The following is a 16,589-nucleotide window of genomic DNA, read 5'->3' as shown; positions in this document are numbered from 1 at the left end:
ACTATGGGAGGAATCGCCGCGTGAGCGGCGCTGATCAACCCATGTGATTTCAATGGGATTCTGCTAGGGATTGGGAGTTTGCTTCATTTGCAAGATGGTTCATAGGAGCGGGTAACACTGGCCCGCGGAATTGCGCATCTGGCGCTCAAACATTATTGGACAAGCTGAGGAGTCTCCTATGTCCCGAAACACCTATTATGCACCCCAAGGCGGACATCCCTCGCAAAGCCAGCTGCTGACGGGCCGTGCCGTATTCACCGAGGCCTATGCCGTCCTGCCGAAGGGGGTGATGCAGGATATCGTCACCAGTGTTCTGCCGTTCTGGGACAAGACCCGGTGCTGGGTTCTGGCACGACCATTGTCCGGCTTTGCGGAAACGTTCTCGCAATACATCATGGAAGTCGCACCCGGCGGCGGCAGCGCACGCCCGGAGCTGGACCCGGACGCGGAAGGGGTGCTGTTCATCGTCGAGGGCGAACTGCAGCTGACGCTTGCCGGCAAGACCCACACCATGCAGCCGGGCGGATATGCGTTTATCCCGCCGGCAACCGATTGGTCCGTTGTGAATACAACAGATGCGTTCGTGCGTTTTCACTGGATACGCAAATCCTACGAGGCCGTCGATGGCATCGACCTGCCCACGCCGCTTGTGCTCAATGAAAACGACATTGCGCCATCGGTCATGCCGGACACGGATGGCAGATGGGCGACCACGCGTTTCGTCGATCCGGCCGATGTGCGGCACGACATGCACGTGACCATTGTCACGCTGCTGCCGGGCGCCGTTATCCCGTTTGCCGAGACGCACGTCATGGAACATGGCCTCTATGTGCTGGAAGGCAAGGCCGTCTATCGTCTCAATCAGGATTGGGTCGAGGTCGAAGCCGGCGACTTCATGTGGCTGCGCGCATTCTGCCCGCAGGCCTGCTATGCCGGTGGCCCGCAGCCTTTCCGCTACCTGCTCTACAAGGATGTCAACCGCCACATGAAACTAACGCTGCATCCCAGGCAGCGCTGACGCACAGGCGAATGGAGCAGCAGCCGGACACCCGCAGGCGTGTCCGGTTATGGCCGGCGTGAACGGACCGCGGCTGCGGTCGTGACGATAATCAGCGTCGCCAGGCATCCCGCCAGAAACAGATATCCGACGATGGCCGTATTCACGGCAGGCACCCATCTGATGATGGCCGCGGTCGCCGCCACCACGGCACAGGTGGCCGCCGTCAGCTTGGCATCGCCGAGGAACATCTTGTAGAGTTCCGCAAACACTTCCTTCAGAATATTCATCGGGAAATCTCCTGCCGTTTTGCGCTTAGGATATAGGACATCGCGATTCCCGTCAGCAGGAAGAGGGCGGCGAAAAGCAGCAATGTCAGGTCCTGTCCCGGCCAGGCGATACCCAGGCCTTCTCCGGTCCAGAACACGCCGAAGGAGGACAGCATGATCCCGACGCCGAACTTCATTGTGTTTTCCGGAACGCGCGATAGGGGCTTGTGGACAACGGCGCCCACCAGCAACACGAGCACGCACGCGGCCAGTGCCCCAAGCGCAGCCGGGCCGACGAGGCCGCGACCGGAGCCAACGGCGATCACGATGAACACGACTTCAAGCCCCTCGAGGAGAATGGCCTTGAATGCCGTTATACCGGCGATCCAATCAAGGGAGGTGCCATGCGTCTGTGCCTCCTTGTCGAGATTGGCTTTTTCCGCCTGAAATGCGGCAAGCTCGTCGTGCAGGGGAACAATGCCCGCCGACCGGAGGATGGCCTTGCGCAGCCAGCCCATGCCGAACAGCAGGAGCAGAACGCCGATGACCAGTTGCAGGCCGTGCAGCGGAACCTGATCGAGCAGCGGTCCCAGTCCGGCGACGATGATTGCAAGGACCGCCAGGCCCGCAAGGGTGCCCGCGATGGCGGGGCGCCAGCCCCGGAGGACACCGACCGCCAAAACGATGGTGAACGCCTCGACGACCTCGACAACGGAGGCCAGGAAGGCCGCGCCGATTGCTGGTCCCGCTATGCTCCACGAGATACTGTCCATGATGATGAGTCGCTTGGTTGTATTTACTACATTGCACGTGATAATGTAGTAAATACGACAAATGTCAATGGAGAACACGTTGTCCGGAGCACGTTCCATCTTTCTGCCGGTCCATGACGGCTCTCTTCCGCTGAGTCAGACGGAGCGGCGGGTCGCAACCTATTTCGCCGCGAACAGGCATCAGGTGCTGGTCATGTCCGCGATGGAACTTGCCAGGACTCTGGGTACCAGTGACGCGACCGTCATCCGCACGGCCAAGGCTCTCGGTTTCGACGGGCTTGATGCCCTGCGCCGCGCCATTGCCGATGATTTGAAGACACAGGACAACCCGGCAGAGCGGATCACCCAGACCATCAGGGAAACCGGGGGAGATCTGAAGAAGGCGTTTGAAGACACGCAAAGGGCTCACATCCAGGCTATCGAAGCAATCAGCGAGAATGTGCCGGTGGATGACTACGTTGCGCTAGTGACAAGGCTGGCCGGGGCGCGCGAGATCGTCATTTTCGGCATCGGCCCCACCAGCGCGCTTGCCGTTTACTTCGCGACCCAGCTGACGCGGTTTGGCTTGAGGGCGCGGCCAGTGACGGCGACCGGTCTTCTGCTGGCGGATCAGCTCCTGCCGATGGAGAAGGGCGATTTGCTTTTCATCATGGCCTATGGGCGGGTCTATTCGGAACTCGACGTGCTCGTCGATCATGCGGACCGCGTGAATGCCGGAAAAATACTGGTGACGGATACGCTGGAAAGCCAGCTGGGCCCAAGAGTTGATATGACGCTCACGATCCCCCGCGGAAAGACCGATGCCTTCAGCATGCACACGGCGACGCTGGCATTCATCGAGGCGATCATCGTCGGCCTTGCCACCTTCCAGCCCAAGGCGGTGATTGAAAAGCTTGAACTTCTCAATCTGTTGCGTTCGGAGCTGGCCGGAGACGATGTCAGGCTTATGCATCGTCTCCACAAAGGCGGCAGATCAGGCAAGCACTGAGACACCGAGCAGGACAAGCCCGAAGAGAATGCGGTAGATCGCGAAAGCCGTGAAGCGGTTTGAACGTATATAGTTGAGCAGCCATTTGACCGCGATGAATGCGGTGATGGTCGATACGACGAACGCTATGCCCAAGGCGCCCCAGTCCTCATTGCCGCCACCGGTTTTCCACTGGCCGTACAATTCATAGGCGCTGGCTGCATACATCGTCGGGATGCCCACGAGAAATGCAAACTCGGTTGCCGCTGCGCGGTTACTGGTTCCGGCCAGCATGGCAATGAAAATGGTGGCGGCTGACCGGGAGGTGCCGGGGAATATGCCGGCCACGATCTGTGCGATACCGACGAGAATGGCCACCAGCCAGGTCACTTCGGTCCGGTCCGGCTGTTTTGCCGCAAGCCATTCGGCCACCAGCATCCACAGGCCGCCAATGATCAGCGCCCACGCGACCGGCTGCAGGGTGTCCGGCAATCGGAAGCCCAGCTTCTTGGCGATGAGCCCCAAAGCGGCGGTTATCAGAAATGCCAGAAGCAGCTTGCCGACATAGGTGCGGTTTTCCGGCAGATGGAGCCCGAATGCGAGGGACCATATCCGCCGCCAGTACACGATGGTCACTGCCAGTATGGCACCGGCCTGAATGACGATATTGAACAGATCCGATCTTTGTCCCAGCCAATGCTCGGCGATCAGAAGATGGCCGGTGCTGGAAATCGGGAGGAACTCCGTGATGCCTTCAATAATTCCCAGGATGACCGAATTGAGAATATCCATTGTGCGTGCCTAGAGATGAGAGGGTTACGAATCGGGGAAGCCAAGCCAAGGTTCGAGTTTTTCGAACGTGATGTCCATCGCATAGGCAGGGTTGCCCCAAACCGAGAAATGACCGAACAGCGGAGAAAACTGCGATTCCGCATGTTCTTCGCCACCGTGCGAGATTGCCGCGATGTAAAGGGCCGCGGCCAGCCCGGTCCGGTCGGCCCCGCCTTCGCAATGGATCAGCACCGGCTTTTCGGCCTGCTTCATCACGGCGAGCAAAGCTGCGGCGTCATCCTGCGAGAGGATTTCCCGCGACGACATGCGGAAGTCGACATGCTTGACCCCAAGATCCCTGGCGGCGAGCACTTCCTTGTCATACCAGCCCGTGCCGGTATTTTCGCCGCGCAGATTGATGATCGTCTTGATGCCATAGGTCTTCTTGTAGAACGCGATCTGTGACGGTGTCGGCTGGGCCGACCTGTAAAGTTCGCCGGGGATGGTTGTATGGAAATTGCCCTGCCACCGCATGGTGCCGTAATAGCCGCCGGCGCTCAGCACTGCGACAAGCAGCACCGCGCCGCTGCCCTTGAGAAGTTTTCGCCAACTGCCGCGACGAGCCGAATGCGTGTGCTGCTTCATTGGCCGTTGTTCTCCGCAGATGGGTTTGACATGAATGATTGTTTCGCGCGGGCCGTAGTCGCAGCCAGATCAGGGCGGTTGTAAGGCGGAACAACCGGGAATGACAATTTTACTCGCAGCCCCGGAGCATTGTCTTGCAAAGCAATACTCGCCTGGTGGAGGTCGAGAATAGCCTTGACCAGACTCAAACCCAGCCCCGTGCCGGGTGTCGTCCGGCTTTTATCGAGACGGTAAAGCCGTTGGAAGACCTTGTCGCGTTCTTCAACAGGGATTCCCGGGCCATTATCGGCAACGTCGACATTGATCGCGGCGTTCGAACGGGTTGCGTTGATCCAGATTTTCGCCCCCTCCGGGCTGTGGCGTATCGAATTCTCAACCAGATTGGCGAAGAGCTGAATAAGCAGCTCGCGGTCGCCCGTCATCGTAAATGCAACATCCGGTTCGAGCGATAGCCGCAATTGCTGTTTTCGATCATCGGCAACATCGGCGTAGACCTCCATGATCGTTTCAAGGCATTCCCGCAGGTCGATCTTGGAAAACCGTGACCGCCGCGATCCGGCCTCGATCTGCGCGATGCGCAGGAGGGCATCAAATGTCGCGTTGATGTGATGGCTTTCGTCCTGCGCCCGCTTGAGATCGGCGACAATCGACGATCCCCGGCCCGCCCTGTCGATGGCCTGGCTGATGGTCAGGGACAGTCTGTTGAGGGGTGTCTTGAGATCGTGGGCGATGTCGGTGCTGACCTGGCGCATGCCTTCCACCAGCGAACTTACCCGGCCAAGGGCCTGGTTGACCTGCTCCGAAAGGCGGTCGATATCGTCGCCGTTCCCGACCAGCGGAATGCGCACGTCGAGCTTGCCGGAGCCGACCTTGCGCATGGTCGATGCAACCGTTTCCAGGCGCTTCTGCACACGCGACGCCAGAAAAACACCGCCCGCAGCGGCAAGGATCAAAACCATGACGCTGGCCCAGGCAAAACTGATGAAGACAATCCGCAGAAATTCTTCGTTTTCCCGAAAGCTCATTCCGACAGTCAGCGGCTGCTTGTCCACCTGGCCGGAATAGACGCGATAGGGTTCATCATTGGGCAAGCCCAGTTGCCCACCCTCGACCGTCGACCAGCCGGAAGGCACATCCGCCTTCTCTATGTTGCCTGCCAGGCGGTGCCCGTCTCTTGAAGACAACAGGAAAACGCGGCCGAGGCCCGAAGAAGACAGGACATGGCTGGTAACCGTCTCGGACAGTTCAGAGGCATCGCCCTCTCCATAGGAGGCGGTCAGTATCGCATAGGTATCCTGGATGGTCTGGTCCAGATGGTCGGCAAGCTCCCGTTTGAGCAGTTGAAACGTGATGAAGCCCGCCACGACAAACGACATGATGAAGAGCGTGGCAAAGATGATGGCCAGCCGGAACGGCGTGCTTTTGAGAAGGTCAATGCGGCGCATGCAGGCTGTAGCCGGTGTTTCGGATGGTGTGCAGCAGAGGAAACGAAAACGGCTTGTCGATCTTTGCCCTGAGACGGCTGATATGCGTCTCGACAACGCTGGTCTTCGGGTCAAAGTGGAAATCCCAGACGCGCTCGAGCAGCATGGTGCGGGTCAAGACCCGGCCTTCATTGCGGATGAGGACTTCCAGCAGTCTGAATTCCCGCGGCTGCAAATCGATGATCGTGCCGCCGCGCTTCACGGTTCGGCGCATGAGATCAACTTCCAGATCCGCGACCGCGACGGTGTTGCTCTCGCTTTGAAAAGGCGGTCGCCGGTGCAGTGCGTTGACGCGGGCGGACAGTTCCGAAAAGGCGAATGGCTTGACCAGATAATCGTCGCCGCCCGCTTCCAATCCCTCGACGCGGTCATCCAGTCCGCCGACCGATGTGAGAAACAGAACCGGCGTCTTCACGCCGGCCACGCGCAGCGCCTTGACGATGGAGAGGCCATCAAGACCCGGAAGCATCCTGTCGACAATGAGAATATCGTATTCCGTGCCGGCTGCATGGGAAAGCGCGCTTCTGCCATCTGAAATCACCTCGGCGATGTGTCCGGCTTCGGTAAAACCTTTGGCAATGTAGTCCGAAGTCTGCCGGTCATCCTCGATGATCAGTATGCGCATGTCCCGTCCCGAATTCGTCCGTGTTGATCGACTGTAGCATAAACCAAATGCACATGATGCCTTGATCTGGATTCGTGCCCTCTGCCATGGGGCGTACAGGTTTCTCGTCACGCCCACCTTTCCGGCACCTTACAGTTTGGTAAGAAACCGGCGCATGCCTGCGCTTACGAAATGGTAAGGACGGGGCGAAGTGCCCGTAAGAATGGCCGTTCAAACTCTCCGGCAACGACCAAACCATGCTGGAGAGACCCCAATGGATCGATATCTCGCGAAATACCCCACCCTGTTTATCGGGGCCGTGCTGTTGGCGGCCCTGCTGCTCTCGTTCCTGACCGTTCCCTCCTGAGGGAACCGCCGCATCGCCACTTACCAACCCAATTACGCGCAGCAAACCGGCATGTGTTGCGTTCGGTTTGCCAGCCCTTTTCCCCGCCGATCATTCAATGGAGTTTTCACGATGAAGAAATATGCCCTCCCTTTGTGCCTGCTTGTGCTCTCGACCAATCTTGTCACCTCGCAAAGCTTTGCCGCCGGGCCCGCGCCTTGCGAAGACATGTTGAAGGATGTCCGTGCTGCCAAGGCCACGGCGAAGCTGAACGAAGCCGACAAGGCGCAGGTGGACCAGCTTGAAGCCAAGGGCGTCGAACGATGCAACGCGGACGACGACAAGCGTGCTGACGAATTCTTTGCTCAAGCTTTGAAATTGCTAGGCAAATAAACCGATTTTCACCGACCGGAAGGAACCCTGACAATGGATGTCACCAGGCAAGAAACGTATGGGGCGCTCAACCGCGTTCCCGAGGTCAAAGTCGATTTTTGGCTGATCAAACTGATGGCTGTAACCATGGGAGAAACCGCGGCCGACTATCTGGCGGTGAATCTGGGTCTTGGCCTGTCCGCCACTTCCCTGATCATGAGCACCGTCCTGATCCTGGCGCTGGCCCTCCAGTTCCGCCAGCGTCAATATGTTCCCTGGGTCTATTGGACGGCCGTGGTTCTCATCAGCATTGTCGGCACGCTCGTTACGGACAATCTCGTCGATAATTTCCATGTTCCGCTGGAGGTGACCACGATTGTTTTCACGCTGGCGCTGATCGCCACGTTTGCGGTCTGGTATGCCTATGAAAAGACGCTCTCGATCCATTCGATTTTCACAACGCGGCGGGAAGCGTTCTATTGGCTCGCGATCCTGTTTACGTTCGCTCTGGGGACTGCGGCGGGCGATCTGGTCGCGGAAAAATTCGGCTTGGGGTTTGCCGCCACCGGGCTGATATTCGGGGCAATCATTGCACTCGTTGCTGTTGGCTACTTTGTCTTTCACCTCAATGCGGTGGTGGCGTTTTGGCTGGCCTACATCTTCACCCGTCCGCTGGGCGCATCGTTCGGTGATTTTCTCTCGCAGCCCATGGAATATGGCGGCCTGGGTTTTGGAACGATCATCACGAGCCTGATCTTCCTGGGGTGCATCATCGCCATCGTTGTCTACATGACCGTGATGTTCCGCAGCGGAAACCGCAAGGCCGCCAGCCAGGCCGCCTAGCGCCCCATTCCGCACCCGCAGACCTGACCAAGGCTTCCAGTGGATCGCTATTCCTGCTTCACTGGAAGCCTCTGCCGGGAAGGACTGCCGGACATGCGGCGTTTGCAGATCGTAACGATGGCAAGGATTGACATCTCCACCCCGACAAGACCAACGGCTGCCCAGAACGCGGCTTGAAACGGGTCATAGTCGGACGTTCGCAAGGCATATCCCAGACAGAGGAAAGGCGCGTTCCAAAGCATGCTCCCAAGCAATGTTGCGGCGCCAAAGATCTTGAAATCCAATCCCAGTATACCGGCGGGAAGCGCGAGATAGACACGCGCTGTCGGGATGGTTTGCCCCGTCACAGTGACCCAGAAATGATTGCGCCGGTAGGCATTGGTCAGGCGGTCATAGAGTTGGGGGGACAGAAACACGAACCTGCCATACTGGCTGACCTTGCGGGCCACGCGTTCACCCCCCAATGTCCGGCCGATACCAAACCAGCAGCAGGCACCGATGGTCGATCCCAACGTGGTTGCTGCGATCGTGGCAATCAGGTTCTGCGGATCCGCGACCGTCATCCCCAGCAGCATGAGCAGGACATAGGACGGAAACAGCGGAATGAATTTTTCCACGACGGCCAGACCTGTGAGGCCGATGAATCCGTAGCCCAGAAGCCACGAAACGGCGCCGAGCTCATCCATTGGCGCTGTCCGGTTCCACGGCTGCGGCGCGGCGTTTGATCCGGTAAACCGATGCCGGGGGAATATTGCGCATCGTCTTGCCGACAAAGCTTTCCTCCAGCTGCAGATGATCCAGAATGTATTGCGGGACAGGACAGCGCGGACCATAGGTGATCTGGTAAAATGCGCCATCCGGGCGAAGATAGCGGAAGGCGCCGCTGAGAATTCCCTTCACCTGGCGCGGCGGCATCGTCAGAACACCCAGCCCGCTGACAACCGCACCGACCGTGCCGGGCTCGAACAGGTTGAAATCGCCGATCCTGGCGGCATCCATGCGCAGAATACGCGCATGCGGAAACCTTTTTCCTAGAAACCGGGCGAATTCGGTGCTGTACTCCACCAGCGTCAGTCTTGCCTCCGGTATGCCTCTTTGGAGCAGCGAACGGGTGAACGGCCCGGTTCCCGGGCCCAGCTCAAGAACTGGACCCATATCCGCATCGATTTCTTTGGTCATCAGGGCGGAGATCCTGTTTCCCGACGGGAGTATGGCGGCGGTGCGCAGCGGATTGCGTATCCAGGAGCGAAAAAACGGGAGAAGATCAGCAATCGGCATGATGCGATCCTTTTGCGCAAAGGGTGTTGCGGCATGCCAGACGGTACGATGACCGGCGACGTCGAATTGATTTCATTGTTTCCTCGCGTGAATTGTCGTTGACGGGGAAACGGTTGCAGCTTCTACATTGAGGCAGCGTGTCATGTCCGGGCTTGTGAACACATTTGGCGTTGCTCCGGAAAAAGCGACTTCCGATGCAAGCCAGCCTCAATGTACGCACGCTATCTTGTGTCATCTTGTTGGCGGACAGGCTTATGGGGGACTGGAATGCGGGTGTTGCTGGTTGAGGACGAGAAGGAGATGGTTGCCGCCCTGTGCAACGTCCTGACCCGTCAGAATATGATCGTCGATAGTGTCTCCACCATTGCTGCCGCGGAATTCATGCTGAGAGACAATGTGCACGACGTACTCGTTCTCGACCGTCAGTTGCCCGATGGTGACGGACTGTCGCTGGTCCCGCGCCTGCGGGCAAACGGGCAGAACATTCCGGTTCTGGTCCTGACGGCGCGCGGCGATCTCAACGACCGTGTTGCCGGGTTGCAGAGCGGCGCCGATGACTACCTTGGCAAGCCGTTTGCCTATGAAGAGCTTCTGGCACGGGTCCGCGCCTTGCTGCGCCGGCCGTCGAGCCTCGTGCCGGAGGTGGCGAAGATCGGCCAGCTGGCGTTTGATTTCGGGCACCGCGAGGCCTGGGTCAAGGGCGAACGCATCGACATGCCAAGGCGGGAGGTGCTTGTGCTTGAAGCCTTGATGCGGCGCATGGGGCGCATGGTGCAGCGCGCCACGCTGATGGAGGCAGTCTTCGGCATGAATGACGAGATCGATTCGAACGCGCTCGATACGCATATTTCGCGGGTCCGCCGCAAACTCACCGATGCCGGTGCAGGCGTTACCATCAACGGTGTCCGCGGTCTTGGCTATCTCCTGCGGGAGACCGCATGAAATTGTGGAGTTCGCGGTCGCTGAAATGGCGGCTCGTCAGTCGCCTGCTGCTTTTCGAAGCTGCGATCATCCTGTCGCTGCTGGTTGCCATTGTCGGCGGCCTGTGGAGTTCCGGCTATCTGATCGAGGACTATGAGGGCGGCAATCTCGATGTCCTGAAAGATGCCCTGTCCCGGAATGAAGCGGGTCAACTGGTTCTGCTGGATACGCCCGATATGGTGCAATTGCGCGGGGATGTCACCGATCTCTGGTTCATCATCCGCGACAAATCGGGAAATGAACTGTCGCAGGGAAAGATTCCTCCTGAATTCGCACCGACAGGCGCCATGCTCGATCATCTGGCGGATGCGCGTCTGGCCGATGAACCGGGGCGTCCAAAACGGCCCGATGCCGTCGTCAAATGGCAGGACACCGCCGCCGGCAACGTGCAGATATTCACGGGAACGCAGGGGCGCATGTCATTCAAGCGCATGATCGCCGGCGTCTCCGGTGGGATGATGACGGTCATCATCCCTCTCTTCCTGGCAATGGCAGTGGCCAGCCTCGCCATAACCCCGCTGGTCGTGCGGTTTGCATTGAAGGGGGTCAAAAGGGCTGCCGATGAAGCCGCTCAAATCGCCTACGACAAGCGCGGCATGCGTTTGTCGACGGCTGAAGTGCCCGAGGAGCTCGGTCCTCTCGTCAATGCGGTCAATGATGCCTTGAGCCGGCTGGACAAGGGGTATGCCCTGCATGAACGCTTTCTGGCGCAGGCGGCGCATGAACTTCGAACGCCCATTGCGATCCTCAACACGCGCGTTGCGGCATTGCCCGCAAGTGCCGAGAAGACCCAGCTGCTGCAGGACATATCAAGGCTGGCCATCCTGAGCGGGCAACTCCTCGACCTGCAGCGGCTCAATCATGCACCCGTGGCTTTCGCGCCGGTCGATCTGGTGGGTGTTGCCGGACGCGTCGTGCTCGATCTGGCGCCACTGGCTTTTGCAGCGGGGTATGAAATGTCGTTCGAACCCGACGCCGGTGAAGTCGTCGTGGATGGCGATCCGATGTCGATCGAGCGGGCTCTTACCAATCTGGTTCAGAACGCGATCGATCACGGTGGCGGATCAGGCACCATTCTGGTCAAGGTGCTGCAAACGAAAGCCATTGTCGTGGCGGACGAAGGCGCAGGGATTTCGCGGGAGAAGCGTGAAGAGGTTTTCGAGCCTTTCAACCGCCTGCAGCCGCAGAGTTCCGGAACGGGCCTGGGCCTGAACCTGGTCAAGGAGATCATGCAGCTTCACAACGGAGCCATCGAGATCGGCAATGGCCCCCTCAAGGGCGCCTGCTTCACGATGCGCTTTGCCAGCACGGCGGCTTGATCCCGGAAGGTCAATGACCGCTAGAAAAAGGTCTTGAACACGTCCTGGACGTTATAATCCTCGTCGACGAGATACATGATGTCCCATTTGTCGAACGTCGTGCACGGATGCGAAATCCCCAGGCCGATACGGTCTCCATAGCCGAGCTGCAAGCCGGGATCAAAGCGCATGAAACAATGCTGGTCGTTGATATCGACGATTTGACATCCCTCGGGAAGGTCCCGAACGCCGGTCTCCGCATTTGCCATGAGCAGCGGTATCGGCAATCCGGCGTCGGTGCCGCAATCGCGGCGGCCCGCCGTGAGCAGGGCAAGCCCGGGTTCGGGGACGGATTGCACATAGGCCCAGATCTCCAGCGCCCGCCTCAATCCATCTTCTTCTCCGATGACGGATTTCAGCTGGTTGTGGTGATTGTGATACAGGCCGGAATCGTGGGTCACGTAGCAGCCGCTGCGCGTGACCACGCGCATTCCCGCCTTCGCCAGCTGTTCGATGACAATGTGATAATAGGATGAGCCGCCGGCGGTGACGATGGGATCCTCTGTTCCGAACAGGTCCAATTCCCGGAACGATTGCGCAAGGGCGGCGATGTCGGCGACAAAAGCGGTCACGGCCCGCTCCTGTGCGCCGGATTTTGCCTTGATCAAGCCCTCGAACGCTTCAATGCCAGCCAGGCAGACGTCCGGCGTGGCGCGGATGTGATGCGCAAGTTCGGTGGCGATGTCGTTGGTTCGGCAGCCGGTGCGCCCGCCGCTGTATCCGCGCTCGACAAGCAATTTGACCGGCCGGGCAAGGCGGTTGCGCCGTGCGGCTTCGGCGACGGCGGTGACGCCTTCGATGCTGTCGACGATCATCATGAAGTCGAGGTCCGGCGCCTTCAGCATTTCGGCGATGGCATTGAGCTCGGCTGCACCCACGGCCTGGTTGGCGAGGATGATCCTCTGCGCCCCGAACTGGCGGCAAACGCGCATCTGGTGAACCGTGGCAACCGTCAATCCCCAGGCTCCATCCGCAATCTGGCGGGCCATGATCTGCGGGCACATGGTCGTCTTGACATGGGGCGCGATCAGCGCACCGCGATCGGAGACAAACCGCTGCATCCAGCGTGAATTGTGCGCCAGCGCATCGGCACGGATCACCGCTGCCGGAAGCGGGACATCGCCGGCGAGCACGTTCCAATGCTGTTTGCCGACATCGCTGAGCGGCATGCGCTTTCCGAATGGAAAACTCTTGAAGCTATCGTCCAGCATCAGCGATGCCAGCGAATCCACGTTGAAAGTCATCAGCCGGTCCCTTTGATGCCGCGAGATATCAGGCTTGCAGCCGTTGGAGTGATTGGAGTTCCTTTCGCGCGGGGGAAACGGACCCCGCGTCGAAACCGGCTTCAAGGATCGCGTCCGGCACGGCCTCGTGACAGGCAAGCGCCGCGGCCACCTTTGCCAGCGCCGGAGCGGTCTGTATGCCATAACCACCTTGGCCGGCAAGCCAGAAAAAGTTGGCGAGCGTGGGATCGTAGCCAACGACCGGGCTTCTGTCGGCGGCGAAGGTCCGCAGGCCGGCCCAGCGCCGCGATATGGAACGGACCGGCAGATCGGCCGCCTGCTGGATGCGGTCGACGGCGATGGCCACATCCATTTCGTCGGCTTGCGCGTCGCAGGGCTCGCTCGGCGTCTCATCCGCCGGAGATGCCAGCAGCTTGCCCGCTTCCGGTTTGAAGTAGAATTCCTCATCAACATCGAGAACGAGCGGCCAGGAGGAGACATCGACACCGTCCGGCGCATCCAAAATCATCGCCGTCCGGCGCAGCGGCGTCAGGCCGATCCGGGCCGCACCGGCCGCCGCCGCCACCTCATCGGCCCAGGCCCCCGCAGCATTGATGACCGTTGTGCCATGGAATGCACCATTCGATGTCGCAACGTCCCAGCCTGTCGAGGTTCGCTTCAGTGCAAGCACGTCCGCCGACGTTGCGATGCTGGCGCCACGGGCCCGCGCACCTTTCAAATATCCCTGATGCAGGGCGTGGACGTCGATATCCCGGGAGGTCTCGTCCAGCAGCCCGCAGGCGACATAGTCGGGACGGATGATCGATACGCGCCTGCATATATCGGCAGGTGTCATGACCGGAGAGGTTTTTCCGCTGGAACCGAGGATATCGGACATGGCCGCGATACCGTCGCGCTGATCGTCCCGGGCGATATAAAGGACGGAGCGGGGGCTGAGCAGTTCATTCTGGGCAAAACCCTCCGGCGGCACTTCATACATGCTGCGGCTTGCCCGGGTGAGCGCGCGGATGGCGGCATTGCCGTAGGTTTCGGAAAAGAGCGCTGCGGATCGTCCCGTGGTGTGATATCCACAATGGGACTCGCGCTCGACAAGAAGCACGGATGACTTGGCGGCCAGTTCGTAGGCTGCCGAGGCGCCGGCAATGCCACCGCCAATGATAATGAAATCGAACATGTATCGCTCCCGAATTTAGCGCATAAGAAACTTAATTTTCCTAATGATCAAGTAAATTTTCCTTATCGCGTCGGTAGGCGGGCTGTAGTAGCGTAAATCGCGATAAATTGTAGGATGATAGAATTATAATGACCGATCAGAAAACTGGCTTGGGTGACTTTCTTCGGGACATTCGCGTTCGCAAGCATTGGACTTTGTTGGAAGTGAGCGAAATGACCGGGCTTGCGGTGTCGACGCTTTCCAAGGTCGAGAACAATCAGATGTCCTTGACCTATGATCGTCTGGTTCAACTCGCAGCGGGGTTGGGCGTCGATATTGTTGAGCTTTTCGGCACAAGGCCTGTGGATTCCACCCCCAATCTTTTGGGGCGCCGCGCCATAAGCCGGCAAGGGGAAGGGCGGCTGATCCAGACCGGCAACTATGACTATCTCTACCTTTGCACGGAAATATCCAAGAAATCCATGGTGCCGATCCTTGCCGTCCTGCATGCAAGGACAATGGAGGAATTTGGTGAATTCGTCCGCCATGACGGTCAGGAATATACCTATGTCGTTGAAGGCGCGCTGGAACTGCATACGGAACACTATGAGCCCGCGACGTTGAAAGCCGGTGATTCAGTCTATTTCGATGCTTCCATGGGGCATGCCTATCTCTCCGTCAGCGAGACTCCGGCACGGATTCTCTGTGTTTGCTCGACCTCTGAAAAGGATCTGATCAACTCACTGATCGGCGCCGATGGCGAGGTTTCGAATTTGAAAAAGAAATCCAAGAACCAGCGGAAGACTAGTACGATAAGAAAATAAGTTGCGCTTAGGAAAATCATTACCTATTCTGATTGTGCGGATAAATTGCCGGATACAAGGCGCCGTTCGAGTCCGCCGAACCTCAGAGGGTCTAAAATGGTTTTCTCACATTGGAAAAAAATTGGGCTTGCCCTGCTGCTTGCCACGTCGGTCAGCAGCAGCGCCATGGCCGCCGCAGATGTCCTGGTTCTTGCGCGCGCCGAGGATCCGCCGACTGCGGACCCGGGCGTGGAAATCAGCAACAGCGGCTATACGCTGATCTACGCAGCCTACGAACATCTGGTTGCGTATAAGGGAGCGACCACCGAGGTTGTTCCCGAACTTGCCGAGAGCTGGTCCGTCGATGACGCCAATCTGGTGTGGACGATCAAGCTCGCCGCCGGCCATAAATTCGACGATGGCACCGCCGTTGATGCGGCGGCGGTAAAGTTCAGTTTCGATCGCCTGATGAAGCTCAAGGCCGGACCGTCCGATTCATTTCCCGTGCTGAAGGAAGTGCAGGTCGTCGATCCGATGACGTTGAAATTCGTGTTGTCGTCGCCGTTCGCTCCGTTCCTGTCGACCCTTGCGGTTTCGGGTGCGGCGATTGTCAATCCGAAGGTGATGGAGCACGAAGTCAACGGCGACATGGCCAAGGCCTGGCTTGTCGAGCACTCTGCAGGGAGCGGCGCTTACCGGATTTCGAGCTGGGAGCGCAATCAGAGCATCGTGCTTGACCGCAATCCGCATTTTTCCGGGCCGGCACCTGCCTTGAAGCAGGTCGTCATCCGGGTCATGGGAGAAGTTTCCGCCCGCCGCCTTCAACTCGTCAATGGTGACGCGGATATCATCGAGCAGGTGCCCGTCGATCAGGCGGAAGCCCTGAAGAAGGATCCCTCGATTGTTGTCGAGAGCAATCCGAGCCTCTATGTCAGCTACGTCTATCTCAACAACAAGCGTCCGCCGCTGGATGACGTCCGCGTCCGCCAGGCGATTTCCTATGCCGTTGACTATAAGGGCATCGTGGATGGCATCATGCAGGGGCAGGCCGTGCAAATGCGCGGGGCCGTACCCGATGGAATGTGGGGCCATGATCCCGCAGGTTTCCAGTACAGCTACAACATTGAAAAAGCCCAGGCACTGATGAAGGAAGCGGGCCAGTCCAATGTTCATCTGACCTATACGTTCTCCCAGGCCGATACCTCGTGGGAGCCGGTCGGCCTTGCGCTTCAGGCCAGTCTTGCCGAAATCGGCATCAAGCTGGATCTGCAGGCGGTGGCTGATACGACAAAGCGCGAAATGGCGGCCAAGGGCAATTACGACCTTGCCCCGGGTGCCTGGACACCGGATTTTGCCGATCCCTACATGTTCATGAACTATTGGTTCGACCCGGCGAAAATGGGCGGGCCGGGCAATCGCGCATTCTATAATAATGCCAAGGTAACAAGCCTCGTGCAGGAGGCCGCCAGTACGGTTGACCAGGCCAAGCGCGAAAAGCTCTATCTGGAAGCCCAAACGCTTTCCACGCAGGATGCGCCTTATCTCTATCTCATTCAGAAGAATGATATTTTTGCGCGGAGGGCCGCAGTTCAGGGTTATGTCTATAACCCGATGCTGATCCAGGTCTACAACTTCGCGACAATGTCCAAGAAGGAATAGCCGGGCGCTGGCGTGACCACCCGGCCTGACATTTCGTCAGTT

Annotated in this window: 18 protein-coding genes; 8 read left to right on the top strand and 10 right to left on the bottom strand. The window is 58.9% G+C overall.

From position 1 onward, the window contains the following. Positions 1–178: 178 nt before the first annotated feature. A complete protein-coding gene (locus ACZ25R_RS02085) occupies positions 179–1,018 on the top strand; it encodes a bifunctional allantoicase/(S)-ureidoglycine aminohydrolase (RefSeq protein WP_464664599.1) in 840 nt (279 codons plus the stop codon). Positions 1,019–1,065: 47 nt separating this feature from the next. Here ACZ25R_RS02085 and ACZ25R_RS02080 read toward each other — a convergent pair whose 3' ends face one another. Both ACZ25R_RS02080 and ACZ25R_RS02075 read right to left on the bottom strand, forming a co-directional pair. Continuing rightward, entirely contained in the window at positions 1,066–1,287 is a 222-nt protein-coding gene (locus ACZ25R_RS02080; protein ID WP_346305888.1) for a hypothetical protein, read from the bottom strand. Continuing rightward, positions 1,284–2,039, bottom strand: a complete 756-nt coding sequence (locus ACZ25R_RS02075) for a COG4280 domain-containing protein (RefSeq protein WP_464664600.1) — start codon at positions 2,037–2,039, stop codon at positions 1,284–1,286. The genes ACZ25R_RS02080 and ACZ25R_RS02075 overlap by 4 nt, the downstream gene beginning before the upstream one ends. Before the next feature lie 79 nt (positions 2,040–2,118). Between ACZ25R_RS02075 and ACZ25R_RS02070 the strand changes: the two genes are divergently transcribed. Then, positions 2,119–3,027 (top strand): MurR/RpiR family transcriptional regulator, encoded by a 909-nt coding sequence (locus ACZ25R_RS02070; protein WP_472459873.1) that lies wholly within the window; start codon positions 2,119–2,121, stop codon positions 3,025–3,027. On the opposite strand, the gene ACZ25R_RS02065 is transcribed toward ACZ25R_RS02070, so the two are convergent. From ACZ25R_RS02065 to ACZ25R_RS02050, 4 genes are read right to left on the bottom strand one after another with little or no spacing between them, the layout of a single operon-like run. Continuing rightward, positions 3,013–3,798, bottom strand: coding sequence for an undecaprenyl-diphosphate phosphatase (locus tag ACZ25R_RS02065; protein ID WP_464664602.1), 786 nt, complete (start codon positions 3,796–3,798; stop codon positions 3,013–3,015). The genes ACZ25R_RS02070 and ACZ25R_RS02065 overlap by 15 nt on opposite strands. Positions 3,799–3,822: 24 nt before the next feature. Next, a complete protein-coding gene (locus tag ACZ25R_RS02060) occupies positions 3,823–4,422 on the bottom strand; it encodes a tyrosine-protein phosphatase (RefSeq protein WP_472459872.1) in 600 nt (199 codons plus the stop codon). Further along, the gene (locus ACZ25R_RS02055; protein ID WP_472459871.1) at positions 4,419–5,867 is read right to left on the bottom strand and encodes a HAMP domain-containing sensor histidine kinase; all 1,449 of its coding nucleotides are present in this window, start codon (positions 5,865–5,867) and stop codon (positions 4,419–4,421) included. The genes ACZ25R_RS02060 and ACZ25R_RS02055 overlap by 4 nt, the downstream gene beginning before the upstream one ends. Next, a complete protein-coding gene (locus ACZ25R_RS02050; RefSeq protein ID WP_223615850.1) occupies positions 5,854–6,531 on the bottom strand; it encodes a winged helix-turn-helix domain-containing protein in 678 nt (225 codons plus the stop codon). Before ACZ25R_RS02050 ends, ACZ25R_RS02055 begins: the two co-directional genes overlap by 14 nt. A 457-nt stretch (positions 6,532–6,988) precedes the next feature. On the opposite strand from ACZ25R_RS02050, the gene ACZ25R_RS02045 reads away from it, so the two are divergent. After that, positions 6,989–7,249 (top strand): hypothetical protein, encoded by a 261-nt coding sequence (locus tag ACZ25R_RS02045; protein ID WP_223615849.1) that lies wholly within the window; start codon positions 6,989–6,991, stop codon positions 7,247–7,249. Positions 7,250–7,282: 33 nt separating this feature from the next. After that, a complete protein-coding gene (locus ACZ25R_RS02040) occupies positions 7,283–8,071 on the top strand; it encodes a COG4705 family protein (RefSeq protein ID WP_288194375.1) in 789 nt (262 codons plus the stop codon). Between the two features lie 47 nt (positions 8,072–8,118). Here the strand turns inward: ACZ25R_RS02040 and ACZ25R_RS02035 are convergent, their stop codons facing one another. Together ACZ25R_RS02035 and ACZ25R_RS02030 are read right to left on the bottom strand one after the other, a co-directional pair. Beyond that, positions 8,119–8,757 (bottom strand): DedA family protein, encoded by a 639-nt coding sequence (locus tag ACZ25R_RS02035; protein ID WP_472459870.1) that lies wholly within the window; start codon positions 8,755–8,757, stop codon positions 8,119–8,121. Then, the gene (locus ACZ25R_RS02030) at positions 8,750–9,349 is read right to left on the bottom strand and encodes a class I SAM-dependent methyltransferase (RefSeq protein ID WP_463012844.1); all 600 of its coding nucleotides are present in this window, start codon (positions 9,347–9,349) and stop codon (positions 8,750–8,752) included. Before ACZ25R_RS02030 ends, ACZ25R_RS02035 begins: the two co-directional genes overlap by 8 nt. Before the next feature lie 267 nt (positions 9,350–9,616). Between ACZ25R_RS02030 and ACZ25R_RS02025 the strand changes: the two genes are divergently transcribed. Further along, entirely contained in the window at positions 9,617–10,291 is a 675-nt protein-coding gene (locus tag ACZ25R_RS02025) for a response regulator transcription factor (protein ID WP_223615845.1), read from the top strand. Further along, the gene (locus tag ACZ25R_RS02020; RefSeq protein ID WP_472459869.1) at positions 10,288–11,649 is read left to right on the top strand and encodes a sensor histidine kinase; all 1,362 of its coding nucleotides are present in this window, start codon (positions 10,288–10,290) and stop codon (positions 11,647–11,649) included. Before ACZ25R_RS02025 ends, ACZ25R_RS02020 begins: the two co-directional genes overlap by 4 nt. 20 nt (positions 11,650–11,669) lie before the next feature. On the opposite strand, the gene ACZ25R_RS02015 is transcribed toward ACZ25R_RS02020, so the two are convergent. Both ACZ25R_RS02015 and ACZ25R_RS02010 read right to left on the bottom strand, forming a co-directional pair. Next, complete coding sequence (locus ACZ25R_RS02015) at positions 11,670–12,932, bottom strand: amino acid deaminase (protein WP_472459868.1); 1,263 nt, start codon at positions 12,930–12,932, stop codon at positions 11,670–11,672. 28 nt (positions 12,933–12,960) lie between these two features. After that, the gene (locus ACZ25R_RS02010) at positions 12,961–14,106 is read right to left on the bottom strand and encodes an NAD(P)/FAD-dependent oxidoreductase (RefSeq protein WP_472459867.1); all 1,146 of its coding nucleotides are present in this window, start codon (positions 14,104–14,106) and stop codon (positions 12,961–12,963) included. Positions 14,107–14,234: 128 nt separating this feature from the next. Here ACZ25R_RS02010 and ACZ25R_RS02005 point away from each other — a divergent pair, with 128 nt between their 5' ends. Both ACZ25R_RS02005 and ACZ25R_RS02000 read left to right on the top strand, forming a co-directional pair. Next, positions 14,235–14,909 (top strand): helix-turn-helix domain-containing protein, encoded by a 675-nt coding sequence (locus ACZ25R_RS02005; RefSeq protein ID WP_472459866.1) that lies wholly within the window; start codon positions 14,235–14,237, stop codon positions 14,907–14,909. A gap of 96 nt (positions 14,910–15,005) precedes the next feature. Beyond that, positions 15,006–16,547 carry an ABC transporter substrate-binding protein gene (locus ACZ25R_RS02000; protein WP_426137270.1) on the top strand — a complete coding sequence of 514 codons (1,542 nt, stop codon included), beginning with the start codon at positions 15,006–15,008 and terminating at the stop codon, positions 16,545–16,547. Positions 16,548–16,589 lie beyond the last annotated feature (42 nt).

This window comes from Phyllobacterium sp. RCAM01083, assembly GCF_055685835.1.
The sequence above is the reverse complement of the archived record's forward strand: the minus strand, read 5'-3'. Positions and strand labels throughout refer to the sequence as shown.